The following is a 24,638-nucleotide window of genomic DNA, read 5'->3' as shown; positions in this document are numbered from 1 at the left end:
GGGAAGTATGCAAATTATTCCAGCAATTGATTTAAAAGAGGGTTGTGCTGTGCGCCTTAGTCAAGGACTAATGGAGAGTGCAAAGATTTACGCAAAAGAGCCTTTAGAACTTGCAAAACATTTTGAAAATCTTGGCGCAGAGTATTTGCACATTGTGGATTTAGAGGGTGCATTTGCAGGAGAGCCAAGAAATCATAGGGTGATTGAAAGGATTTGTAAGGATTCTAAACTTAAGATTCAAATAGGAGGTGGAATCCGCAATGAAGAGATTATTAAAAGTTATTTTGACTTGGGTGTGGAACGCGTAATTTTAGGTTCTGTGGCACTTAAAAATCCAGATTTTGCGCTGAAGATGGCAGAGAAATATGCTGTGGTGATTGGAATTGATGCAAAAGATGGTAAGGTTGCAACAGAGGGTTGGGCAGAGAGTGGAAGCACGCTAGCATCAGAGTTTGCAGGGATATTTAAGGGAAGCAAAGTAGAAGCAATTATTTGTACGGATATTGCACGCGATGGTATGCTAAATGGAATAAATGTTGATTTTACAAAAACCATTCAACAAAAGAGTGCGATTTTTACCATTGCAAGCGGCGGATTATCAGATATAGAGGATTTTGAAAGATTGCAGAGTGCTAGCATTGATGGTGTAATTGTGGGCAAGGCATTTTATGAGGGTAGAATTGATTTAGCAAAAGCTTTTAGGCAATTTGGAAACACAGAAGCATAAAATTTGAAATTTTATTTTTTCTTATAAGAAATTGTGCTAAGATACTAGGTTATTTTTTCTATAAAACAATACAAAGTTTTATTTTTAAAGGAGTTAGCTTTGAAAATGGTTGTTGTTGATGATAGCTCTACAATGCGTAGAATTATCAAAAATACCTTAGCGAGACTTGGCTATAATGATATTTTAGAAGGTGAGAATGGTGTTGAAGGTTGGGAGAAGATGAATTCTAATCCTGATGTCAAAGTTTTGATTACGGATTGGAATATGCCTGAAATGAATGGTTTGGATTTGGTTAAAAAAGTGCGTGCAGATGAGCGCTTTAAAGATATTCCTATCATTATGGTTACAACAGAAGGCGGAAAGGCAGAAGTTATCACAGCATTAAAGGCTGGAGTAAACAATTATATTGTTAAGCCTTTTACGCCGCAGGTTTTAAAAGAAAAGCTAGAAGTTGTTTTGGGTGTGAATGACTAAAAATGGAATCTTGTTATCATTGCCTAAGTGTTAAGGCAGACAATTATTTATGGTTGTTGCAGGATAAAGCACTTGAAATAACTGGAGAGGCAATTGAAGAAATTGAAAATGGATTCCTTATTCGCACTGAAAAGTCTAAAGGGTATATAGAATCTTTAAAATCTCAGCTAGATACTTATGCTAAAGAGATAGGGATAATATTTGGAGAAGCAGTTGAGTTACAACTCAGTGTAAGTGTTTTTTCAAACGACGATTGGATTGCGAAATATCGCGATTCCATCACTCCTATTGTATGTGGAAATTATTATATCCATCCTTCTTGGTGTGCAAAAAGAGATGATAAAATTAGTGTTATTATAGATCCTGCTCTTGCTTTTGGTAGTGGGCATCACGCAAGCACTTTTGGCTGTTTAGAAGCCTTAAGTCAATTAGAGCTCAAGGATAAAAAAGTTTTAGATGTTGGCTGTGGAAGTGGAATCTTAAGCATTTGCGCTAAAAAGAGTGGCGGAATTGTGTGGGCTTGTGATACAGATGAGGTGGCAGTGGATTCCACAAAGGAGAATATGCAAAAAAACAGCGTAGTCCTAGATAAAGTCTTTTTAGGTTCTTTAGATGCGATTTTGCAAGAGAGAGAAACTTTTGACATTGTGGTGGCAAATCTTTTAGCAGATGTTATTGCAGTGCTTCCTTTACAGGATTTTGTAAAAACACGCGGCTATTTGATTTTATCAGGAATTTTAGACAAATATGTCACAAAAATTCTTGCTAAATTCAAAGATTTTAAAGTCATTTCACAAGAAATTAAGACAGAGTGGGCGACTTTAGTGTTACAAAAATAAAAAGGATATGAATGCAAAACCCAAATAATAATAACCCAAATTCACAAGATAAAAAACCTAATGGAATCTTTAATCAAAATCCCCTTTTAATTTTTGCAATTTTTGCAATCATTGCAATTGTGATATTTAAAATGGTATCTCCAAGCGGTGAAGTTAGCAAGCTAAGCGGAGCAAGTGCGACAAGAACCATTAATTATTATGAGTTGAAACAATTGATTGAAAATAAACAGGTGGATTTTGTTGCAATCGGACAGACAAATATTAAGGCAACTTCAGAAAGCGGTGGAAGTAAGATTGTTTATAACGCACAGCGTGTAAATCCAGATAATACGCTAATCCCCTTGCTTGATGAAAAGGGCGTGGAATACACAGGATATAGCGAAAACAATTGGTTAAGCGATATGCTTTTTGGCTGGGTGTTACCAGTATTTATTTTCTTTGCGATTTGGATGTTTTTAGCAAGTAGAATGCAAAAGAATATGGGAAATGGAATCCTAGGAATTGGAAGTTCTAAAAAGCTTGTCAATGCTGAAAAGCCAAATGTGAAATTTGAAGATATGGCAGGAAATGTTGAAGCAAAAGATGAAGTGGTAGAGGTGGTAGATTTTCTTAAGAATCCTGAACGCTATGCTACTTTGGGCGCAAAAATTCCTAAAGGTGTGCTCTTAGTTGGACCTCCTGGGACTGGAAAAACACTTTTAGCTAAAGCAGTTGCAGGGGAAGCGAATGTGCCTTTCTTTTCAGTCAGTGGAAGTAGTTTTATTGAGATGTTTGTAGGGGTTGGTGCTAGTCGTGTGCGTGATTTATTTGAAAATGCAAAAAAAGAAGCACCTAGTATTATTTTTATTGATGAAATTGATGCGATTGGGAAAAGTCGTGCGGCAGGAGGAATGATAAGCGGAAATGATGAGAGAGAGCAGACATTAAATCAGCTCTTAGCAGAAATGGATGGCTTTAGCTCTGATGCTTCTCCTGTAATTGTTATTGCCGCAACAAATCGTCCTGAAGTGCTTGATCCTGCGCTTTTAAGACCGGGGAGATTTGATAGGCAAGTGCTTGTGGATAAACCAGATTTTGAAGGGCGTGTAGAGATTTTAAAAGTGCATATTAAAGACATTAAGCTTGCACGCAATGTGGATTTATTTGAAGTGGCAAAACTAACAGCTGGGCTTGCAGGTGCGGACTTGGCAAATATTGTTAATGAGGCAGCTTTACTTGCAGGACGAAGCAATAAAAGAGAAGTGGAGCAAGCAGACTTTTTAGAAGCGGTGGAGAGAGGGATTGCGGGATTGGAGAAAAAATCGCGCAGAATCTCTCCAAAAGAGAAAAAAATTGTTGCCTACCACGAAAGTGGACACGCACTTATTGCAGAGATTACAAAAGGGGCGAAAAAAGTTACTAAAGTTTCTATTATTCCGCGTGGGCTAGCAGCACTTGGTTATACACTTAATGCTCCAGAAGAAAACAAATATTTAATGCAAAAGCACGAGTTGCTGGCAGAAGTTGATGTTTTGCTTGCTGGGAGGGCTTCTGAAGCAGTCTTTTTAGGAGAGATTTCAACGGGGGCTAGCAACGATTTAGAAAGGGCAACAGATATTATTAAAGCAATGGTGAGTTACTATGGTATGACAGATGTTGCAGGACTAATGGTTTTAGAAAAGCAGCGTAATGCTTTTTTAAATGGTGGATTGAGTAATGCAAGAGAATATAGTGAAGAGATGGCTCAAAAAATGGACACTCATATTAAAAATGTCTTAAATGGTCGTTTTGAAGCTGTGAAGGAATCTTTAGAAGCTTATAGAGAAGCAATTGAAAATATGGTTAAAGAATTATTTGATAAAGAAAATATTGACGGAGAGAAGGTGCGTGAGATTATAAGAGAACACGAATTGGCGCATAATATGGAATCGCGCCTTGTTGTGGATTCAAAAGAAGAGGCATAAGATAGGAGTATGAAAACAACTACAGAGCCTATTGCAAGAGAGGGTTGGAAAACTTTAATCATTGCATTGGTTGGGCTTGTGGTTATGGTGTTTTTAGGTTGGAATTTCCTAGCACTTATTTTTTTAATCTTGACTGCGTGTGTTGCATATTTTTATCGTAATTTGGAGCGTATTCCAGAGGATATTGCTGATGATTGCGTATTGGCACCTTTAGATGGAGTAATTCAAAATATCCAAAACCAAAAAGATGGAATCCATTTAAGCATTAAAAAGCCCATTTGTTTTTGCGGAATGCTTAGAATGCCTATGGCTAAGCTTGGTAAGGCTGGAGAAGCTCTTGAGTTAGAGCATATTTATGGTTTAAAGAATGGTAGTAGCGTTAAGGGAGAGCGCATTAAAATTGCTTTTAAGCGAGAGAGTGGCAGTGAAAAGGCAATGTATTTAACTTTGTATCCAAAGAATTTTTTGCAGATTGTTTTGTATTTTTGGGATTTGGATTTTAAGTTAGGTGAGCGTTTAGGATTCTTTTTAAGCGGTAATGCTGAGATTAAAATGCCATTAGATGCAGAGTTAAAAGTTAATATTGGCGATAAGATTTATGCTGGGCAGACACTGCTTGCAAAATTTAAGGGATAGCAATGCGCATTGATCCATTATATATTCTTCCAAATCTTTTTACAGGTGCTAGCATTTATCTGGGAGTTTTAGCGATTTCTTATGCGTTTATGGAGCGTTTTAATGTTGCCTGTTGGCTTGTGGTAGTGAGTTTAATTTTTGATGGTTTAGATGGGCGCGTTGCAAGGCTAACAGGAACAACAAGCAAGTTTGGCGTGGAATTTGACTCTTTGGCAGATGTTGTTGCTTTTGGTATGGCACCGGCTATGATTTTGTTTTTTTATGCGGGATTTCAATATGGGAAGTTTGGTGTTGTTGTTGCTGGATTGTATGTAGTTTTTGGAGCAATCCGTCTAGCGCGTTTTAATGTTACGACAAGCAACAATGAACCGAATGTTTTTATTGGACTTCCTATTCCTGCTGCTGCGGTGTTTATTGTAAGTTGGCTGCTTTTTGAAATGTATTTGAGCAGAATCTATCCAGAATATTCTTTTGGAATTTTATTGTTTTTAATGCTTGTAAGTCTTGCTGTGTCCCTTTTAATGGTGAGTAATATCCGTTATCCTAGTTTTAAAAAAATAAGTTTAGAGAAGCTTAGTTTTGGAAAAATTATTGTGCTTTTGATGTTGATTTTGGCGATTTTTTTTATCTATCCTGTTTTTACAATTGTGACATTGATTACCCTTTATGTTTGTTTTGGTCCAATGCGTGCAATTTATTATTTGCTTGCTAAGCGGTTTAGCAAGGATTAAAATGCGAATGCGATTTAATTTTTCTTATCTTACATTTAAAAATCTCTTGACGCTTTCTTTGTTTTCTCCTCTGCGTTAGCAGGATTTTTTAAATAGAAGAAATAAATTTTTAAGGATTTTAAATGGAAATGATTAAGATTTTTGATACAACTTTAAGAGATGGTGAGCAAAGCCCGGGAGCTTCTATGAATACTGAAGAAAAAATTAAACTCGCCTTACAATTAGAACGCTTAGGTGTAGATGTGATTGAAGCAGGTTTTGCAGCAGCAAGTCCGGGAGATTTTGAAGCCATTAGCAGAATCTCTGAAGTGGTTAAACAAAGTGTGATTTGTTCTTTAGCGCGCGCAATCCCTAAAGACATTGAAAGTGCAGCAAAGGCATTAGAAAAAGCAGAGCAAAAGCGCATCCATACATTTATTGCTACAAGCCCCATTCATATGGAATTTAAGTTAAAAATGCAGCCTAATGAAGTGCTTAAACGCGCAGTGGAGGCAGTTAAGCTTGCAAAAAGCTTGTGTGAAGATGTGGAGTTTAGCTGTGAAGATGCTTGTAGGAGTGATATAGGATTTTTAAAGGAAGTGGCTCTTGCTGTGATTGAAGCAGGGGCTAAAACATTAAATTTACCAGATACTGTTGGTTATCGCTTGCCTCAAGAGCTTGGGTGTATTATTAAGGAGCTTAAAGCCTGTGTTGGGGATTTAGCAGTTTTGTCTGTGCATTGCCACAATGATTTGGGATTAGCAGTTGCAAATTCTTTAGCTGGAATCCAAAATGGAGCAAGACAATTAGAATGCACGATTAATGGGTTAGGGGAGCGTGCTGGGAACACGGCTTTAGAAGAAGTTGTGATGATTTTAAAAACGCGTAAAGATATTTTTAAAGACTTGGACACGCGCATTAATACAAAAGAAATTTATGCCTCTAGTAAGCTAGTTGCTGATATTACAGGAATCCGTCCGCAACCTAATAAGGCGATTGTGGGTAAAAATGCTTTTGCGCACGAGAGTGGAATCCACCAAGATGGTATGCTTAAACATCGTGAGACTTATGAGATTATGTCTGCAAATGATATTGGGATTCCTCAAGATAATGGCTTGGTGCTTGGAAAGCACAGCGGGAGGGCAGCATTTAAAGATAAGCTTATAAGCTTAGGATTTGATAACTTAAGTCAGGATGCCATTAATAGGGCATTTGAAAAATTTAAGATGCTATGTGATAAGAAAAAGCAGGTTTATGATGAGGATATCCGTTCTATTTTAACAGAGGAATCTACAAAGATTCCAGAAATCTTTGAGTTGCTTGCGATGCAAATTAGTAGTGATTCCAATGGTGTGCCTTATGCTGCAATTTCTATTCAAAAAGATGGTGTTACGCAGATTGATGCGTCCATTGGAAATGGAAGTGTGGATGCGATTTTAAAAACCATTGATAGAATCAGTGGCTATAATGGAATCTTAAAGGATTATAAGGTTGAGGCTGTAAGCGAGGGCAAAGATGCACTAGCAAAAGTGGTGGTGAAAGCAGAATTTGAACCAAATAAACCCGCATTTATTGGACACGGATTGCATTTAGACACCTTACAAGCAACAGCTAAAGCCTACATTGGTGCGTTAAATAGTTATCTGTCTATGCGTGCATTAATGTAGTAAATAAGGAGGAGTAGAATGCTAGCTTTTGATCATGCAGTTTATGGGAGATGCTATGTCCCGTATTATAATATACATATTCCCTTAAAGAGTGTTAAGCCAGAAATTTATAATGCTTTAGGTGAAAGAATGGACATATTCTTTTTGCGTGATGCAAGCGGAGCGCATTGTCCATACGGAGCTAATCAAAAAGTTAAGGATAGGTATTTTTTGTGGGATAGATTTAATTTTGCCTTAGATACGCATTTTTATACAGATGCTACTATTGGAGAGATTATGCGGGGGGGGGGGCAAAATCAGCGTAATTATGCGCTTTTACAAGAGCCAAGAGGTATTGTGAGCCATTCGTATGATTTATTGTATGCAGATAGAGGTTTAGCAAGAGCATTTGAAGGGATTATTACCTATGATGAAAAGCTACTTGACGCATTGCCAAATGCGGTATTTCATACAGTAGGTGCTACGATATTCGCATATTCTGGCGATGATCCTTTAAGGTGGAATGATGAGAAATATAGAGAAAAGTGTCGGTTAATTTCTATGGTAGTAAGTGGAAAAGAATTTACACCTTTACATTTAAAGCGTAATGCTTTAGCAAGGCAGCTTGTTGGGCGTGTGGATTTATTTGGAAACTTTGTGAATAATTACATTGAGCACAAGTCTGTGGCATTAGATACTTATTGTTACAATATTGCATTGGAGAATGAACAAAATAAATATTATTTTACTGAAAAGATTATGGATTGTTTTATTTCTATGACGATTCCATTATACTTGGGAGCTAAGGCAATTGGAGAGTTTTTCAATTTAGATGGTATTATTGTTTTGAGTGAAGAGGATATTAGTGATATGGATAGATTTAATAAAATCTTAGCGCAATGCACGCCGGAGAATTATGTGGAGAGATTACCAGCTGTTATTGATAATTATAGGCGTAGTTTGCGTTATTTAAATCATAATAATAGGCTCTATGAAGAAGTATTTTTAAACTAAGGAAATTATATGGCAATAACACCAGAGGCATTGTTTTATGCAAGAAGAAGATTCTTAAAACTGGGTGCTGGGAGTTTAGTAAGTGCCTTGATGGCAGACAATCTTTTAGCAGCAGTTTTAAAAGAGCAAGGCTTAGAGTTTAAAGAGATGAATGCACAAGATGCATATGCTTTAAATGGGGAAAATTTAGAACTAACAAGAGAAGAAATTGCAACAAGTTATAATAATTTTTATGAGTTTGGCTTTTCTAAATCGGACCCAAAAAAGAAAGCACATACACTAAAAACTTCTCCGTGGGAGATTAGCATAGAAGGAGAGATTGAAAAGCCTTTTAAAATTTCCTATCAGGAATTGCTTTCTAAAGTGCATTTGGTTGAGCGCGTGTATAGATTCCGTTGTGTGGAGGCTTGGAGTATGGTAATTCCTTGGATTGGATTTGAGCTTAGGGAATTAATTGAGCTTGCTAAACCTAATGCAAATGCAAAATACATACACTTCACAACGCTTTATGATCCTAAGCAATTTCCTATGCAAGGCATTATGCAGTTACTTGATTTTCCCTATAAAGAAGGCTTAAGAATGGATGAGGCAATGCATCCCTTAACACTTCTAGCAGTTGGAATGTATAAAAAGCCTCTTCCGCCGCAAAATGGTGCGCCTTTGCGTTTAGTTGTGCCTTGGAAGTATGGTTTTAAATCCATTAAAACAATTCATAAAATTGAATTTTTAAAGGAGCAACCAATTTCCACTTGGGAGGCTGAAAATCCTAAGGAGTATGGGTTTTATGCTAATGTTGATCCTGAGGTTTCTCATCCTAGATGGTCGCAAAAGACTGAACGGGTTATTGGAAAGCGTGGGCAGATTCCAACTTTATACTTAAATGGTTATGCAAAGGAAGTGGAGCATTTTTATAAAGGTTTAGACAGGAAGAAATTGTATTAATGGGGAATATTATTGAAATTTGTGCATTTTTGATTTTGTTTGGGCTTGGATACTATGGAATCTTAAGCATAGAAGGTCAAATCATCTATGGAATCTATTTTTCTTTTGAGATGTTATATCTTTACACGGGGTATCTTGCATTTGGATTGCTTTTTATAGGGCTTTGGCTATCAAAGTCCTATGGTAGGATTTTTGGAATGTTAGCATTAGTTGTTGCGTGCTGGCATCTTTTGGTTTTCATACATTTAGATTTTGGATTTGATTGGAAATTGATTGCACAAAAGATTCTCGCTGAAAAACCTTTAATCGTAGGAAGCGTTAGTTTTTTGGCAATGGCATTAGTGTTTGTTGCGTCTTTATTTCACGCTTTTAGGCGTTTTAAAATGTCCCTTTTAGTGTATCTATCTTTATTGTTAGCAGTTTTACACATTCTTATGCTGCAAAAAGTTTTAGATGCGTTTTATTATCTATTGCTTGGTGTAACTTTGTGTGTGCTAGCTTTTAAAATTTGGAGATTTGTGAGGTAGGTTTTGGATTTCTTTTAATGCCTTGGTGTTAATGCTTCTAAGTGGAGCTTTATATGCAAGCTTTAGTGTGTTAGTTTATGCTTTTGTTTAAGTATGTTTTAGATAAAATGCGCAGAATTTTTTTAAATTAAAAGGTGAAGTATGAGTGGAGTTTTGTTGGTGTTGCAGTTTGTGTTTGCAATTTTGATTACAATTGTTGTGATGATGCAAAAAAGCTCAAGTATGGGGCTTGGAGCATATAGCGGTAGCAATGAAAGTTTATTTGGAGCAAAAGGACCCGCTGGATTTTTGGCTAAACTCACTTTTGGATTAGGCTTGCTTTTTGTGCTAAATACCATTGCTTTAGGCTATCTTTATGTCCAAGATGCGAAGCGTTCAATTATTGATGGTGTGGAGATTCCAACAAATTCTGTCCCGGCTGTGCCTATTGTCCCATCTTCTCAACTAGAGCCACAAGCCCCTATTGCCCCTGTAAATACAGAATCTAAATAAAGGAGTATTATGCAATTACAAGCAATTTATGCTCATATCAAAGAAACGATGGATAAAAGTATAGAGGCAATGAAAAAGGAATTTGGGACTTTGCGTAGTGGAAAAGTTTCCGTTTCTATTCTTGATTCGATTCGTATTGATTATTATGGCACGTTAACACCGCTTAATCAAGTGGGTTCTGTTATTGCTCAAGATGCAAGCACGATTGTGGTAACACCTTGGGAGAAACATTTACTAAAAGAGATTGAAAGGGCGATTCAAGAGGCAAATATTGGGGTTAATCCCAATAATGATGGCGAAGTTATCAAACTTTTTTTCCCACCTATGACAAGTGAACAGAGAAAAGAGATTGCAAAAGAAGCTAAGAATATCGGAGAGAAGGCAAAAGTGGCGATTCGTAACATTAGAAGAGATGCCAATGATAAGATTAAAAAGCTAGAAAAAGACAAGGCAATTAGTGAAGATGAGTCTAAAAAAGGGCAAGATGAGATTCAAAAATTTACTGATAATGCGACAAAAAAGATTGATGAACTTGTGAAGCATAAGGAAGAGGATTTATTAAAAATCTAATTGGAATCCAAAATGAAGGAATACAATGGATATTGCAAAAATTTACAGAGACGCTAATGCACTTTTGCAGGGGCATTTTCTACTAAGCAGTGGAAAACATTCTCCTTTTTATTTACAATCTGCAAAAGTGTTGGAAAATCCAAAAGTTGCAAATGCTTTAGCGCGTGAGCTTGCATTGCAAATTCATAATGCGGGTGTTGTTATAAATTGTGTTTGTTCTCCTGCTTTGGGTGGCATTCTAGCGGGTTATGAAGTGGCGCGTGCGCTTGGCGTGCGCTTTATTTTTACGGAGCGTGTGGAAGGTGTAATGGCACTAAGGAGGGGTTTTGAAATTAAGCCTAAAGAGAAAGTTTTGATTTGTGAGGATATCATTACTACGGGTGGCTCTGCAATGGAATCTGCAAATGTAGTGAAGGCTTTAGGGGCAGAAATTGTGGGTTTTGCAGCATTGGCAAATCGCGGAATTTGTAATCGTTTTAATGTGTTAAGACACATAGAAACACCAGATTGTAAGTTAGATGAAAGCATCCCTTTATTTGCTCTAGAAGATTTTGTCTTTGAGACTTACGAAGCAAAAGATTGTCCCTTATGCAAGCAAGGCTTAAAAGTTATTAAACCGGGAAGTCGTGGGAATTAGGAAGTGCGGTGCGTTGGAGAAGAGTCAGGCAAGGCAGGAAGGCTAAGAAAAATGTTTTGAAAATGGATTCTGAATCTCTAAATTTGGAATCTAAAATTCTACAAAATCTCCCATTAAAATTGCGTGAAGAGCTTGGTGCTAGTCCTTCTAAGGATTTGTTTTATGCTGGATTTTTGGAGCGTGGAAAGGCACAAGTGATTGACACTTTTATGCTTTATATGCCCCTTTTATATGTTTTAACTTATGGTGTGGTTGGCAGTGCGCAAGGATTCCGCGATTCTAACTGGGCTCCCTTTGCTGGAGTGTTGCTTTATGGAAGCATTGTGGCTGTGTTTTTGGCATTGAAGAGGCAAACTCCCGGTAAGAAAGCCTATGGCTTATGGATTGTGCGTGAAAATGGAAAAAAAATAACATTTCTTTTTGCGATTCTGCGTTTTTTTGGATTTTTACTTTCTGGAGTAACAATTGTCGGCATATTATTACCATTGTGGCGCAAAGATAAAAAGGCATTACACGATATTTTGCTCAAAACCCTTGTATTAAGAAAAGATTAATTTTTTATTAAATTTAGTTTTGGCATAATTACTAACTCTTAAATTACTAAAAGGGAGTCGCAAATGGACGGACGATTATTTACCTTTTTTGGAATGATTAGCCACGATCATGACTTCATTATTGCAATCCATACAATTTTAGTTGCAATTATTGCAATGATTTTGGCAAAGCTTGCAGCTTCTAAGCTTCAAGTTGTGCCAGGAGCTATGCAAAATGTTTTTGAAGCATTTTTAGAGGGTGTGATTTTTATGGCAAAGGATGTTATTGGAGAAGAGAAAGCTCGCAAATATTTGCCCTTAACAGCAACAATTGCAATTTTTGTATTTTTAGCAAATGTGATTGGAATTATTCCGGGATTCGAAGCACCCTCTTCAAGTCTTAGTTTTACATTAACTCTTGCTTTGATTGTGTTTGTATTTTATAATTTTGAAGGAATGCGTACCTTTGGCGTTGTGAAGTATTTTGCGCATTTTGCAGGTCCGATTAAACCATTAGCACCTTTAATGTTTCCAATTGAAATTATCTCCCATTGTTCAAGATTAGTTTCTCTTTCTTTCCGTCTTTTTGGGAATATTAAGGGTGATGATATGTTCTTGCTTGTAATGCTTATGCTTGCGCCTTGGGTTGCACCACTTCCGGCATTTTTGCTCTTAACATTTATGGCGTTTTTACAAGCATTTATTTTTATGATTCTAACTTATGTGTTTTTAGCTGGAGCAGTTTTAGAGAGTGAGGAAGCCCATTAAGGCTTACCTTATAACCGATGCTTTTCTTTATCCAAAGTTTCCTTTAGAGTTTCGCAGATTTTACCAAGCTATTTTACACAAGCATAAACCGAGTTTTGCTGCTTATCGTGATAAAACAATGCAGTTTGATTCTCAATTGTTAGAAGTTTTTTTGGAGTCAAATTACAGATTTAATGTAGTGAGTTTATTAAATTCTAATGCGGATTTAGCTTTAAAATTTGGTTTTGAGGGAGTGCATTGTAATGGAGAGCAATTAGAGCAAATCCAAAATTATAAAAAAATATTCCGATATGTTTTTTATAGTGCACATAGTATGCAAGGTTTAGAAAGGGCTGATAAAATGGGAGCCAAGGGAATCACTATTAGCCCGATTTTTAAAAGCCCCAATAAGGGGATGCCACTAGGCATTGAGTTTTTAAAACATATTAACCCAAAAGATTATCGCGCAGATATTTTTGCATTAGGTGGGATTATCACAGAAACAGAGATTAATATGTTAAGGCAAACAAAAATCCAAAATTTTGCTTCTATTAGGTATTTTATCAAGTAGCCTTGAATAAGGGTTAAAGCCCATCAATCACAAAACGATTGTTTTTTAATAAGATGGGATAAATTTGGCGTGTGCTGAGATTAACCAAAAAACATTCATCTCCATTTTCAAGATTGTAACGCTCGGCGGGATAAATGCTTAAGCGTCGTTTGACTTCTTCTAAGTCTTCGCACAAGGCACTAAAGCCAAACATTACGAGTTTATAATTGAAATCTTCCATTATAAGTTTTTAATGCGTGCTACGCCGCTATCAATGGCAGCTTGGGCTACAGCATTGGAGATAAAGTCCTTTAAGCGCGGATCAAAAGGACTTGGAATAATATATTCCTTTCCAAATTCAAAGGTTCTGCCGTGGATTCTCTCTAATTCTTGTTTTAAATCATTTGGAATCTCAGCTCTTGCAAGGTCTGCTAGAGCTTTAGCAGCGGATAGTTTCATTTCCTCATTGATGCATCTTGCGCGTGCTTTTAAAGCACCCTTAAAGATATAAGGGAATCCTAGAACATTATTGATTTGATTGGGATAATCACTGCGTCCTGTTGCAATAATTGCGTCTGGACGCACTTTACGCACAATTTCTGGGCTAATTTCAGGCACTGGATTACTCATGACAAAAATCATTGGATTAGGATTCATACCTTCAATATCTTTTGCCTCTAAAATGTTTGCCCTAGAGAGTCCTAAAATTACATCTGTCCCATCTAATGCATCTTTATAAGAGTTAATTTGTCTATCCACAATAAAATCTTTTTTAAACCCATTAAGATTATCTTTGCGGTGGGTTGTGATAGCGCCTTTGCTATCAAACATAACAATATCTTTTATGCCTAAACTTTGTGCAATTTTCGCACACGCAATAGCAGCACCTCCAGCCCCTAGCACCACAACTTTTAAATCCGCAATGTTTTTATTGGCAACTTTTGCACCATTAATGATTCCAGAAGCAGAGATAATTGCTGTTCCGTGCTGGTCATCGTGCATAATGGGAATATTTAGTATTTCTTTTAAGCGTGATTCTATGTAGAAGCATTCTGGGGCTTTAATGTCTTCAAGATTGATTCCACCAAATGTTGGAGCAATTGCGCGCACAACTTCAATAAATTTGTCCGGATCATTCTCATCTACTTCAATATCAAAAGCATTAATATCGGCAAACTTTTTAAAAAGCACCGCCTTGCCTTCCATTACCGGTTTCCCAGCAAGTGCGCCAATATCACCTAACCCTAAAACAGCAGTTCCATTAGAGATAACAGCAACAAGATTATTTTTGGCAGTGTATTCATAGGCAGTATTAGGATCGCGTTGAATTTCTTTACAAGGGACTGCAACACCCGGAGAATAGGCAAGAGATAAATCGTATTCGTTATCAAGCTTGGTGCGCGCGATAACTTCAATTTTGCCACCTTGGTGATAGAGCAAGGAGTCTGGATATGTTTGCTTTAAATGTTCCATTTTGAAGCCTTAGGGGATAAAAATTTTTCGGTAAATTTAACCCAAAATAATATAAAAACACAATTAAATAAACTTAAATTATTCTAAATTTTAGAATTTATTTAGTTTTTTAAATTTTAGATTCTATATTTTTTAGTGGTAATTTTTAAGCGCAATAAGGGCTATAAACCTTGGCAGTGTTTTTTGTGCTGCTCGGCGGTTGGAGTGTTTTTCCGTGGCGTGTGTTACAATCTTGTAAGCATCCCTTTGTTTTTACTGCTTCACACATTCCACGCACTTTTTCGCATTCTTCAAGACAACGAGTTTGCCCTTTGCCATCTTTGCGTCATTACAATTAGAGCTTTTGTAAAGAAATGTGTCATTCTCCCTACTGCAAGCAGCTAACAACAAAACAGCAATAAAACCAAACAAAACAAATAATTTTTTCATAAAGCGAAGTCTATTGAAAAAATAGTTTAAAAGAACTTAAAAATAATGCAATTTTAAATCAAATTAAGGTAGCATTCAAGTTTTATTGTTTTGAAACAAAGGAATTTTATGGATTACAAAGACACTCTTGTGCTACCTGTTACTAGCTTTCCTATGCGCGGAAATCTGCCCCAAAATGAACCAAAAACTTATCTTTCTTGGAAAGAATGCAATGCGTATGCAAAAATGCTAAAAAACCGCCAAAATGCTAAAGAGAGCTTTAATCTCCACGATGGTCCCCCTTATGCAAATGGGCATATTCACATAGGACACGCACTCAATAAGATTCTAAAAGATATGGTGGTGAAATACCATTATTTTCAAGGTAAAAAAGTCTTTTACACGCCCGGCTGGGATTGCCACGGATTGCCTATTGAGCAACAAGTGGAGAAAAAAATCGGGAAAGAAAAAAAGGATAATTTACCTAAAACTAAGATTAGAGAGCTTTGTCGCAAGCACGCACAAGAGTTTGTAGCAATCCAAAAAGAGGAATTTTTAAGACTTGGTGTTTTAGGGGATTTTGAAAATCCTTATCAAACAATGGATTTTACCTTTGAAGCAGAAATTTATAAAGCACTTTGTGAAATTGCAAAAAAGGACTTATTAAAAGAGCGTAGCAAGCCTGTGTATTGGAGCTGGGCTTGTCAAACAGCACTTGCTGAAGCAGAAGTGGAATACCAAGAAAAAGAAAGCGATTCCATCTTTGTAGCCTTTGATTTACAACAAGACGCGCTAGATGCGATTAATGCTAAGGAATACGGAATCCAAAAAGCACAATGTGTGATTTGGACCACAACGCCTTGGACACTGCCTGCAAATAGCGGGATTGCGTTAAATCCAAGTGAAACTTACGCGCTTACAAGCGATGGTAAAATTGTGCTAGCCTCCCAAGTAGAGAAGCTTGCACAAAATGGGATTGTAGAAGGTGGAATCCTAAAAACCTTTAGCGCAAAAATCCTAGAAAACAAGCACGCAATCAATCCGCTAAATGGCAAGGATTCTAAGATTATTCTAGGCGAACACGTTGCAGTTGGGGAGGGAAGTGGTTGCGTGCATACGGCTCCTGGACACGGAGAGGATGATTATTTTGTGGGGTTAGAATATCAACTGCCTGTGTATATGCCTGTTGATGATAAGGGTTGCTTTGATGAAACTCTAATTAGGGAACAATTATTGTTTAATCCTAATGAATTTGTAGGGAAGTTCGTGTTTGACACGCATACAAGGATTTTTGAGCTTTTAGGAGAGCATCTTTTAAAACACACTAAAATCAAGCATTCTTATCCGCATTGCTGGCGTTCCCATCAGCCCATTATTTTTAGGGCAACGGCGCAATGGTTTGTGATGATGGATACACCTTTTAGTAGCAAAGGAAAAACACTGCGCGAAGTGGCACTAGAGCAAATTGATGCAACGCGCTTTTACCCAGAGCACGGACGCCGTAGAATCCGTTCTATGATTGCAGAACGCCCTGATTGGTGCATTTCAAGGCAGAGGGATTGGGGTGTGCCTATTGCGTTTTTTAGGGATAAGCGCAGTGGTGAAGTGCTATTAAATGCTGAAATTTTAGATTTTGTGGCGGAGATGTTTAGCAAAGAGGGCTGTGATGTGTGGTGGAGCAAGAGTGTTGAAGAGCTTTTGCCGCCTAGTTTTCAAGCGCAAAGTGAGCATTTAGAAAAAATCCATCACATTTTAGATGTGTGGTTTGATAGTGGAAGCACTTGGAAAGCTGTGTTAAATAATGCTAGCTACGCAAGTGGTGATTATCCTGCAAATATGTATTTAGAAGGGAGCGATCAGCATAGAGGGTGGTTTCATAGCTCCTTGCTTGTCAGTTGTGCGATTAATGAATGTGCGCCTTATCAAAGCATTTTAACACACGGCTTTACAATGGATGAAAATGGTGAGAAAATGAGTAAATCTAAAGGAAATGTGATTCCGCCAGAGAAAGTTTTAAAGGACTTTGGGAGTGAGATTTTACGCCTTTGGGTGGCACAAAGTGATTATCAAAATGATCAAAGGATTTCAGAAAATATTTTAAAACAAGTAAGCGATCATTATCGTAAAATTCGCAACATAATCCGCTTTTTGCTTGCCAATGTGGAATCGCTAGAATCCCTAGAAGTAGAACATTTCTCACAGATTGATTTGTGGATTTTAAAGCGTGCAAAGGAATGCTTTGATAGTGTGAATCAGCTATTTTTAAGCTATGAATTTTCAAAGGGCTTACAGGAGCTAAATTACTTCTTAAATGTGGAGTTAAGTGGAATTTATTTAGATTTATGTAAGGATAATTTGTATTGTAACGCTCTTAACTCAAAAGAGCGTAAGGCGGCACAAAGCGTGATGGCTCTAATTTGTGGTAGGCTTTTTGGCTTGCTTGCGCCAATTCTCACTTACACGATTAATGAAGCCTTGAGTCATACGCAAAGCAAGGCACTTTTAGAATGTTGTGGAATCACAAATCTAGCAAATTATGATGTGCTAGATTTGCTCTATCAGCCTTTGCCTAGTTTCAAAACTCCAAGTGTGGATTTTGAAATGCTTTTAGCCCTGCGTTCAAGCTTTTTAGAGCAAATTGATAGCTTGAAAAAGGAGGGTAAAATTAAATCCACGCTTGAAGTAGATTTAGGGATTCCAACTTCTTTACAAACCTTTAAGGAATTAAACCTATGGCTAATGGTGAGTGCGATTAAAGGCAATGATGAATCAAATGCGCTTGCAACCTTCACATTTAAGGGAGAGGATTACAAGATTTATCCTGCAAATGGGCATAAATGTCCGCGTTGTTGGCAGTTTATAAGTGAGCAAGAAGAGCAGCCTTGTGTGCGTTGTGCGGAAGTTTTAGAGAATTAGATGCAATTGGGGAATTAGATGGATAAAGCATTGTTTGACTTAACACAGCCTGTGGGACTTGCTGAGACTTGGATAAGCATTGTGGTGGTTGTTTTTGCGATGTGGCTTTTGTTTGTGTTATTAAAACGCTTAAAAAATAAGGAATAATATGCAAGAAAATGTGGTAACACTGAGTTTAAAAGAAGAAGGCGTGGAATATAAAATGTATCTCCCCTTTAAAGAGACAGATTATATCCAAAAGATTATCAATGCAACAAAGCAACCCTATGAATATGAAATGCTTCAAGCAATGCTAAAAAGGCTACAAAAAGGCTCTGTGGTGCTTGATGTGGGGATGAATATTGCAAACCATTCTTTATTTTTTGCTGCAAATGGATACAAAGTCATTGCCTTTGAAGCGAATCCTAAGATGAGTGCCATTGCAAAGAAAAGCATTCAACTTAATAAATTTGAAAAAGCCATTAAAGTGTATGAAATGGGTGTGTCAAATTGTGAGGAAGTGGCGCATTTTGCCAATGAGATTCCACATAATTTTGGTGCGATGTCCCTAACGCAAGGTGAGTCGTGCGGGGGGGGGGGGATTATTTGCAAACCTTTAGATGCCTTAAATTTAAAAGAGAAAATTACGGCGATGAAAATTGATGTGGAAGGAATGGAGCATAAAGTGTTAGAAGGGGCTAGGAAACTTATTGCTAAAAATCGTCCGCTTATTTATGCAGAAGCACTTTTTGTGCAGGATTTTGTAAGAGTGGAGCGGATTTTAGAGGGTATGGAATATGTGTGTTGGGATACTTTTGGCGTGTCGCCTACGCATTTATTTTTACCCTTAGAATCTGTAAGTGAGAAGCAAATTGCAGCAAAAAATGCGGCAAAATTAGCACTTGTGCAACTCCATCACAGCGGAGAAAAACAGGCTTCCTTCACAAACTTAGCCTTTGATGCAATTTATAAAGAGATTGTGGAGTTAAAACAGAATCTAAAATAAGGAGTGTTTTTGCAAAAAATAGGAGTACCTTTAGCAATTTTGGTGTTGTGCTATATTTTTTATATGCACAAGGATAGCGTTGAGATTATTGCTGGTGTTGGGATTTTCTTGTTTGGAATGCTAACGCTTGAAGATGGATTTAAGCTTCTAAGTGGCGGTGTGCTAGAAAAGATTATGAAAAAGGCGACTTCTAACACGCTAAAAAGCATCGTTTTTGGGACAATCTCAACAGCTCTTATGCAGTCTAGCACGCTAATTTCGCTTTTTGCAATTTCCTTTGTGTCTGCTGGAATCATCACTCTAGCACAAGGTGTTGGCGTGATTTTTGGAGCGAACCTTGGGACAACGACAGGGGCTTGGATTATCGCTGGGATTGGGATTAAAGTCAATATTGCTGAATACGCCTTGCCCTTTATTGCAATTGGAGTGATTTGTCTGTTTGTGAAAGATAGAATCACGCGTGGGCTTGGGTATGTGCTAGTTGGAATCGGTTTTATCTTTCTTGGGATTTATTACATTAAAGAAGGCTTTGATGCGTATAAAGAGATGATTGACTTAAGGCAATATGCGGTAAGTGGCTTTAAGGGCGTGCTTGTCTTTACCTTCATTGGAATCCTTTTTACCATCGTTGCCCAAAGTAGCCACGCCACGCTTGTAATCGTCATTTCAGCACTTTCTGTTGGGCAAGTAACCTATGAAAACGCGCTTGCAATGGCAATTGGCGCAAACATCGGCTCAAGCGTTACAACAGCACTTGGCGCAATCAATTCCAATCTTAATGGCAAGCGATTAGCCCTAGCGCATATCGTGTTTAATGGCATCACAGCTGTTGTAGCGATTGTTTTTATCTATCAAATGCTTTTCTTAGTGACGATGATTAGCGACTTTTTAGGCATTGAAGATGATATGCTAAGGCTTGCGATTTTCCACACTTTGTTTAATTTAATTGGAATCCTTTTAATGCTCCCCTTTATTCCAAAGCTCATTCACCTGCTTTACCTAATGGTGCGCAACAAAAAAGATGGCGATTCTGGCGCGCCTTTGTATTTAGAAAACTCCGCCCTAGATTATGCGGACACTTCTTTGGAAGTTTTACGCAAGGAAATTAAGCATCTCTACAACAACGCCTTTGGGATTATCGCGCATAGTATTGGCTTCAATCGCCGTGATATTAAGTCTTTTGAAGCCCTTGAGACGCTTGTGAAAAATAAGGCGATGCTTAAAAAAGACATTGACATTAATGAGCTATATGAAAACACGATTAAGCCCCTTAATAACGCTATTACAGAGTTTAGTATCAAGGCGAAGGCGCATATTGAAAGTGATGCGCAAAATCAATCGTATTACAACCTGCAACTTGCGACTCAAAACATCGTAGAAGCCGTGAAATATATGCTTTTGCTACAAAAAAACATTCAACGCTTTTCTCTAAGTGAAAATAAGGCGTTAAGCGATGAGTATGATGCGATTAGAAAGGCGTTAGCTAGGCTGTTGCGAAGTGTTGAGGAGCTAAAAATTACGCCAGAAGATGACAACGCGCAGGTGCTTAAGAAGATTCACGCGTGCAAGGATGAGTTCTCTTATGATGATTTATACATCGTAAATAAAACAGAATCGCTTGTGTATAATCAGCAAATCACCCTAGCGCAATCCACTTCGCTAGTTAATGACCTATCCTTTGTGCGCTCCATCGCAACCAAGCTTTTAGGAGCGGTGGATTGTTTGTATATGCAAAAAGAGAGCAAAGAGTCAGAAGCAAAATAGAATCCAAAAAGATAATTTGGATTCCAATTTTAGAGTTTATTTTAGGTTGAAGTAGTCTTTGATGGCTTCTGCTTTGTCTGTTTTTTCCCAAGTGAATTCTGGTAATTCTCTGCCAAAATGTCCATAGCTTGCTGTTTTTTGATAAATTGGACGCAATAAGTCTAAAGACTCAATGATTCCACGCGGTGTTAAGCGAAAAATCTTTTTGACGCATTCTTCAATCTTAGAATCTTCTACTTTGCCTGTTCCGTGTGTATTTACAAGAATAGAAACAGGTTCTACAACGCCAATTGCATAGGCGATTTGAATTGTCGCTTTATCACAAATTCCGCTTGCAACGAGGTTTTTTGCCACATAGCGCATCGCATACGCACCGCTTCTATCCACTTTGCTGGGGTCTTTTCCACTAAATGCACCCCCGCCGTGTGGGCAACTTCCACCATAAGTATCTACGATGATTTTACGCCCTGTAAGCCCTGCATCCCCTTGGGGTCCGCCGATGACAAACTTACCTGTGGGATTGACAAAATAGCGGATATTATCGTTTGCAAATTCCTTTGGCAACGCTTTTTTTACCACTTCTTCAATCACAGCATTTCTTAGGGTATCTTGAGAAGTTTCAGGGCTGTGTTGTGTGGAAACAACGATAGTATCAATGCCCATAGGCTTGCCATCAGCGTATTTAATAGTAACTTGCGACTTGCCATCAGGGCGCAAGAAAGGCAGTGTGCCGTCCTTTCTAGCACGCGCTAACCCTTCTGTGATTCTGTGAGAGAGATAAATAGGAAGCGGCATTAACACAGCAGTTTCACGGCAAGCATAGCCAAACATAAGCCCTTGGTCTCCTGCCCCTATTTCGCCATCTTCTCTATCAACGCCTTGACTAATATCGGGGCTTTGCTCTCCGATTCCATTTAATACAGCAGCACTTCTATAATCAAAGCCGTATTTTGCGTCAATATAGCCAATCTCTCGCACAACGCGTCTAGCAATGTCTTGCATAGGGGCATAAGCGTGTGTTTTAAGTTCCCCTGCAATCACGCAATATCCATTAGAAAGTAGCGTTTCGCACGCCACTCTAGCCTTTGGGTCGTGATCAATAATGTAGTCTAAAACCGCATCGCTAATTTGGTCAGCCATTTTATCAGGATGTCCTTCTGTTACAGATTCTGAAGTAAAAAGAAACTCTTTTTGCATAAATTCACCTTGTATTTTGAAATAGTCGGTAATTCTATCCTAAAGAAACTTAAAAGTTTTAATTTTGTATTTATCTTATGTTGGTTATAATCTTTCAATTGATATTTTTTATCAATAAATATTTTTTTACAAGGATTTAACAATGTTGGTTACAAAAAAAGCTCCTGATTTTAAAGCGTCTGCTGTTTTAGCAAATAACCAAATCGTAAAAGATTTTGAACTTTCAAGAAATTTAGGTAGAAATGGTGCGGTTTTATTCTTTTGGCCACTTGATTTTACATTTGTTTGCCCATCAGAAATCATTGCTATGGATAAAAGAGTAAAAGATTTTGAAGCAAAGGGATTTAATGTAATTGGTGTGTCTATTGACTCTGATGTTGTGCATTTTGCTTGGAAAAATACGCCTGTAAATCAAGGTGGAATCGGAAATGTGCAATTCCCTATGGTTGCGGATTTAAATAAGCAAATTTCGAGAGATTATGATGTGCTATTTGATGGTTCTGTTGCGCTTAGAGGTTCATTCTTGATTGACAAAAATCAAGTAGTTCGCCACGCTGTGATTAATGATTTGCCACTTGGTAGAAATATGGATGAGATGCTAAGAATGTGCGATGCGCTAACATTCTTTGAAGAGCACGGAGAAGTATGCCCTGCTGGTTGGAATAAAGGTGATAAAGGAATGAAAGCAACAACAGAAGGTGTTGCAGAATACTTATCTCAAAACGCTGATAAACTTTAATTTTAATAAGATTCCTTTTTAGGAGTCTTATTTTTACTTCGTTTAAAATCTTCTAAACTTTTATTGATCTTCTTAACACTCTTTAGATGGAATCGCAGTATAATGCGTGTTTAATTTCAAGGACAAGAATGCAAGCAGTCATTGCCATTAGTTTTGTAGCGTTTATTTTTAACACTTCAGAATTTATTCCCATTGGACTTTTAACACTCATTGCCACAGATTTTAGAATCACAGAAGCGAAGGCTGGGTTTTTGATGAGTGTGTATGCTTTAGTAGTTGCTTTTGCATCATTGCCTTTAATGTTAATGTGTTCGCGTTTTAATCTAAGAAAGCTTTTGCTTTTTGTGATGGGGTTATTTGTTGTTGTGCATCTTTTTTTGGCATTTGCTAATAGTTATGCAATGCTAATATTCTTGCGCATTGGCGTGGCTTGTGCGCACGCATTGTTTTGGTCTATTGCTACGCCTATGGCAGTGCGTGCTGCACCAAAAGGCAAAGAAAGCATAGCAATTAGTTTTGTGATTGTTGGCACTAGCACAGCTTTGTTAGCTGGAGTCCCTTTAGGGCGTATGATTGGGTTGTATTTTGGCTGGAGAGTGAGTTTTTTTATCATTGGAATTGTGGCATTTTTAGTCTTTTTAGCACTTTTAAAAACACTGCCACAAATGCCAAGTGGCGGTGTGGTTTCTTTGCGTTCTTTGCCTCAATTGTTAAAAACTCCAAAACTCTTAGGTGTTTATGGAATCACAATGTGTCTAGTTACTGCACATTTTATTGCATATAGCTACATAGAGCCATTTTTGGCACAAAATGCGCATTTTAGTCAAAATGGAATCACTGCAACTCTTGTAATCTTTGGAGCAATGGGTGTTGTTGGGGGATATTTATTTTCCAAATATTATGATAAACATAAGGAGACTTTTTTGGCTTTTGCTATTTTTGGAGTGTTTGTTGCACTTTTGCTTTTAAAAATCCTAAGCTTTAATTCCTTGAGTATAGTGTTGGTTTGTGTGCTTTGGGGTTTATCCATCACGCTATTTGGACTTACTCTTCAAGCAAAGGTGTTGTATTTAGTGCCTGTTGGGACTTCTATTGCAATGTCTATTTTTTCTGGAATTTATAATCTAGGAATTGGAAGTGGTGCGTATTTTGGTGGGCTTATTGTTGGGTTTTTAAATGCGGGATATGTTGGTTATTTTGGTGCATTGATTGCATTTTGTGTGTGCGTGTATTATAGGTTAAGTTTTGCAAAAGAGATTCCAAAAGCAGAATCTTAATCGCCTTTAGTGAGATTTTGTTTTGCTTTTTCTGGAAGTTTTGCTAGAAAGTTTTCTCTGTTAAAAACTATTCCTTGCCCAATGGCTTCGTTAATAAGAGCAATGGATTTTTTAGAATTGAATTGACTAAGTGGGTGATAGGGTTCAAATAAGCAGTTTGTTACTGCAAGCGCATACGCATTCTTTTTGAGTTCTTGTGCAGCTGCGTGGGGATTATTAATGTGTGCAATGCTTTGGATAAGATTTTCATCAAATTCCCAGTGGTTAAAAAGGAATCCTAAAAAAGAAACGCTATCTACACCGCAATATTCGTTCTCTAAGTCCTGCACATTTTGAAAGTTATTTGCGCGATTTTTCTCTAAAAATTCTTTGTCCTTTCCTGATTTAATTAACATATCAGAAAGTAAAATCATTCCTAGGCGCAATAGCATTGCACAAGGGACTAGCTCATCAGCAAGATGTTTGTCTTCTTTTCTTAGCCACGCCAAGATAAAATCTACTTCTTTAGCGCAATTGGCTAAAAAAACATCATTGTTTAATCCATAAGGCGAAACATTTACAGAAAAGTTTGAGCGGACTGCATTTGCCATTACGGTGTTTTTAATTGTTCCAGCTCCTAGTAAAGAAACAACTTGTTGGATGGTTGAAACTTGGCGTGAGAATCCATACATTGGAGAGTTTGCAAGACGCAACAGCTCACCAACAATTAAGGGATCTTTTGACAAAATCGTTGCAACTTTAGAAATTTCTAAATCTGCTCCAATGGAATCTACATAATCGCATAATTCTATAACGGTTTGCGGCAGAGGTGGTAGTTCTTTAATGGTTTCTACAAGTAAAGGATTCATAGAATTTCCCCTGAGTATTGTAATGTGGAGCATAAATTTTATAT

At 37.5% G+C, this 24,638-nt stretch carries 27 protein-coding genes; 22 read left to right on the top strand and 5 right to left on the bottom strand.

Annotation, left to right across the window (positions count from 1 at the left end; genetic code table 11):
* The first annotated feature begins 7 nt into the window (after nucleotides 1–7).
* From hisA to MRZ19_RS03415, 16 genes are all read left to right on the top strand, one after another.
* Nucleotides 8–727 (top strand): 1-(5-phosphoribosyl)-5-[(5-phosphoribosylamino)methylideneamino]imidazole-4-carboxamide isomerase, encoded by a 720-nt coding sequence (hisA, locus tag MRZ19_RS03490; RefSeq protein WP_291030381.1) that lies wholly within the window; start codon nucleotides 8–10, stop codon nucleotides 725–727.
* 99 nt (nucleotides 728–826) lie between these two features.
* Nucleotides 827–1,201 (top strand): chemotaxis response regulator CheY, encoded by a 375-nt coding sequence (locus MRZ19_RS03485; RefSeq protein ID WP_291030379.1) that lies wholly within the window; start codon nucleotides 827–829, stop codon nucleotides 1,199–1,201.
* A gap of 2 nt (nucleotides 1,202–1,203) precedes the next feature.
* Entirely contained in the window at nucleotides 1,204–2,040 is an 837-nt protein-coding gene (locus MRZ19_RS03480) for a 50S ribosomal protein L11 methyltransferase (RefSeq protein WP_291030377.1), read from the top strand.
* 11 nt (nucleotides 2,041–2,051) lie between these two features.
* Nucleotides 2,052–3,983, top strand: a complete 1,932-nt coding sequence (ftsH, locus tag MRZ19_RS03475; protein WP_291030375.1) for an ATP-dependent zinc metalloprotease FtsH — start codon at nucleotides 2,052–2,054, stop codon at nucleotides 3,981–3,983.
* A 9-nt stretch (nucleotides 3,984–3,992) separates the two neighbouring features.
* Entirely contained in the window at nucleotides 3,993–4,619 is a 627-nt protein-coding gene (locus MRZ19_RS03470) for a hypothetical protein (protein ID WP_291030372.1), read from the top strand.
* A 2-nt stretch (nucleotides 4,620–4,621) separates the two neighbouring features.
* A complete protein-coding gene (gene pssA, locus MRZ19_RS03465; protein ID WP_291030370.1) occupies nucleotides 4,622–5,350 on the top strand; it encodes a CDP-diacylglycerol--serine O-phosphatidyltransferase in 729 nt (242 codons plus the stop codon).
* A 122-nt stretch (nucleotides 5,351–5,472) separates the two neighbouring features.
* Nucleotides 5,473–6,996 carry a 2-isopropylmalate synthase gene (locus MRZ19_RS03460; RefSeq protein ID WP_291030369.1) on the top strand — a complete coding sequence of 508 codons (1,524 nt, stop codon included), beginning with the start codon at nucleotides 5,473–5,475 and terminating at the stop codon, nucleotides 6,994–6,996.
* A gap of 18 nt (nucleotides 6,997–7,014) precedes the next feature.
* Nucleotides 7,015–7,989, top strand: coding sequence for a glycosyltransferase family 10 (locus MRZ19_RS03455; protein WP_291030367.1), 975 nt, complete (start codon nucleotides 7,015–7,017; stop codon nucleotides 7,987–7,989).
* Between the two features lie 9 nt (nucleotides 7,990–7,998).
* Nucleotides 7,999–8,931 carry a protein-methionine-sulfoxide reductase catalytic subunit MsrP gene (gene msrP, locus MRZ19_RS03450; RefSeq protein ID WP_291030365.1) on the top strand — a complete coding sequence of 311 codons (933 nt, stop codon included), beginning with the start codon at nucleotides 7,999–8,001 and terminating at the stop codon, nucleotides 8,929–8,931.
* Nucleotides 8,931–9,458 carry a hypothetical protein gene (locus tag MRZ19_RS03445; protein ID WP_291030363.1) on the top strand — a complete coding sequence of 176 codons (528 nt, stop codon included), beginning with the start codon at nucleotides 8,931–8,933 and terminating at the stop codon, nucleotides 9,456–9,458. Before msrP ends, MRZ19_RS03445 begins: the two co-directional genes overlap by 1 nt.
* Before the next feature lie 141 nt (nucleotides 9,459–9,599).
* Complete coding sequence (secG, locus tag MRZ19_RS03440) at nucleotides 9,600–9,950, top strand: preprotein translocase subunit SecG (RefSeq protein WP_276980588.1); 351 nt, start codon at nucleotides 9,600–9,602, stop codon at nucleotides 9,948–9,950.
* Nucleotides 9,951–9,959: 9 nt separating this feature from the next.
* Nucleotides 9,960–10,520 carry a ribosome recycling factor gene (gene frr, locus MRZ19_RS03435; RefSeq protein WP_276980590.1) on the top strand — a complete coding sequence of 187 codons (561 nt, stop codon included), beginning with the start codon at nucleotides 9,960–9,962 and terminating at the stop codon, nucleotides 10,518–10,520.
* Between the two features lie 25 nt (nucleotides 10,521–10,545).
* The gene (gene pyrE, locus MRZ19_RS03430; protein ID WP_276980592.1) at nucleotides 10,546–11,157 is read left to right on the top strand and encodes an orotate phosphoribosyltransferase; all 612 of its coding nucleotides are present in this window, start codon (nucleotides 10,546–10,548) and stop codon (nucleotides 11,155–11,157) included.
* 8 nt (nucleotides 11,158–11,165) lie between these two features.
* Complete coding sequence (locus MRZ19_RS03425) at nucleotides 11,166–11,711, top strand: RDD family protein (protein WP_276980594.1); 546 nt, start codon at nucleotides 11,166–11,168, stop codon at nucleotides 11,709–11,711.
* A gap of 63 nt (nucleotides 11,712–11,774) precedes the next feature.
* Nucleotides 11,775–12,458, top strand: a complete 684-nt coding sequence (locus MRZ19_RS03420; RefSeq protein WP_291030355.1) for a F0F1 ATP synthase subunit A — start codon at nucleotides 11,775–11,777, stop codon at nucleotides 12,456–12,458.
* On the top strand, nucleotides 12,442–13,008 hold the full coding sequence (locus tag MRZ19_RS03415) for a thiamine phosphate synthase (protein WP_291030353.1): 567 nt from the start codon (nucleotides 12,442–12,444) through the stop codon (nucleotides 13,006–13,008). Before MRZ19_RS03420 ends, MRZ19_RS03415 begins: the two co-directional genes overlap by 17 nt.
* A gap of 13 nt (nucleotides 13,009–13,021) precedes the next feature.
* On the opposite strand, the gene MRZ19_RS03410 is transcribed toward MRZ19_RS03415, so the two are convergent.
* From MRZ19_RS03410 to MRZ19_RS03400, 3 genes are all read right to left on the bottom strand, one after another.
* Entirely contained in the window at nucleotides 13,022–13,228 is a 207-nt protein-coding gene (locus MRZ19_RS03410; protein ID WP_291030351.1) for a hypothetical protein, read from the bottom strand.
* The gene (locus MRZ19_RS03405; RefSeq protein ID WP_291030349.1) at nucleotides 13,228–14,460 is read right to left on the bottom strand and encodes a malic enzyme-like NAD(P)-binding protein; all 1,233 of its coding nucleotides are present in this window, start codon (nucleotides 14,458–14,460) and stop codon (nucleotides 13,228–13,230) included. Before MRZ19_RS03405 ends, MRZ19_RS03410 begins: the two co-directional genes overlap by 1 nt.
* A 252-nt stretch (nucleotides 14,461–14,712) precedes the next feature.
* Nucleotides 14,713–14,889, bottom strand: a complete 177-nt coding sequence (locus MRZ19_RS03400) for a hypothetical protein (protein ID WP_291030347.1) — start codon at nucleotides 14,887–14,889, stop codon at nucleotides 14,713–14,715.
* 108 nt (nucleotides 14,890–14,997) lie between these two features.
* Between MRZ19_RS03400 and ileS the strand changes: the two genes are divergently transcribed.
* From ileS to MRZ19_RS03380, 4 genes are read left to right on the top strand one after another with little or no spacing between them, the layout of a single operon-like run.
* On the top strand, nucleotides 14,998–17,784 hold the full coding sequence (gene ileS / locus MRZ19_RS03395) for an isoleucine--tRNA ligase (RefSeq protein ID WP_291030345.1): 2,787 nt from the start codon (nucleotides 14,998–15,000) through the stop codon (nucleotides 17,782–17,784).
* A gap of 18 nt (nucleotides 17,785–17,802) precedes the next feature.
* Nucleotides 17,803–17,931 (top strand): hypothetical protein, encoded by a 129-nt coding sequence (locus tag MRZ19_RS03390; RefSeq protein WP_291030343.1) that lies wholly within the window; start codon nucleotides 17,803–17,805, stop codon nucleotides 17,929–17,931.
* Nucleotide 17,932: 1 nt separating this feature from the next.
* On the top strand, nucleotides 17,933–18,769 hold the full coding sequence (locus MRZ19_RS03385) for an FkbM family methyltransferase (protein WP_291030341.1): 837 nt from the start codon (nucleotides 17,933–17,935) through the stop codon (nucleotides 18,767–18,769).
* A gap of 9 nt (nucleotides 18,770–18,778) precedes the next feature.
* Nucleotides 18,779–20,533: a Na/Pi symporter gene (locus MRZ19_RS03380; protein WP_291030339.1), complete on the top strand. Its 1,755-nt coding sequence runs from the start codon at nucleotides 18,779–18,781 to the stop codon at nucleotides 20,531–20,533.
* Nucleotides 20,534–20,569: 36 nt separating this feature from the next.
* Here the strand turns inward: MRZ19_RS03380 and metK are convergent, their stop codons facing one another.
* Nucleotides 20,570–21,730 carry a methionine adenosyltransferase gene (gene metK / locus MRZ19_RS03375; RefSeq protein WP_291030337.1) on the bottom strand — a complete coding sequence of 387 codons (1,161 nt, stop codon included), beginning with the start codon at nucleotides 21,728–21,730 and terminating at the stop codon, nucleotides 20,570–20,572.
* A 142-nt stretch (nucleotides 21,731–21,872) separates the two neighbouring features.
* Here metK and MRZ19_RS03370 point away from each other — a divergent pair, with 142 nt between their 5' ends.
* Entirely contained in the window at nucleotides 21,873–22,469 is a 597-nt protein-coding gene (locus MRZ19_RS03370) for a peroxiredoxin (RefSeq protein WP_291030335.1), read from the top strand.
* Between the two features lie 128 nt (nucleotides 22,470–22,597).
* Complete coding sequence (locus tag MRZ19_RS03365) at nucleotides 22,598–23,746, top strand: sugar transporter (protein WP_291030333.1); 1,149 nt, start codon at nucleotides 22,598–22,600, stop codon at nucleotides 23,744–23,746.
* On the opposite strand, the gene MRZ19_RS03360 is transcribed toward MRZ19_RS03365, so the two are convergent.
* Complete coding sequence (locus MRZ19_RS03360) at nucleotides 23,743–24,594, bottom strand: HDOD domain-containing protein (RefSeq protein WP_291030331.1); 852 nt, start codon at nucleotides 24,592–24,594, stop codon at nucleotides 23,743–23,745. The genes MRZ19_RS03365 and MRZ19_RS03360 overlap by 4 nt on opposite strands.
* Nucleotides 24,595–24,638 lie beyond the last annotated feature (44 nt).

The sequence above is a fragment of the Helicobacter sp. genome (genome assembly GCF_022770205.1).
Taxonomy (GTDB): domain Bacteria; phylum Campylobacterota; class Campylobacteria; order Campylobacterales; family Helicobacteraceae; genus Helicobacter_D.
The sequence above is the reverse complement of the archived record's forward strand: the minus strand, read 5'-3'. Positions and strand labels throughout refer to the sequence as shown.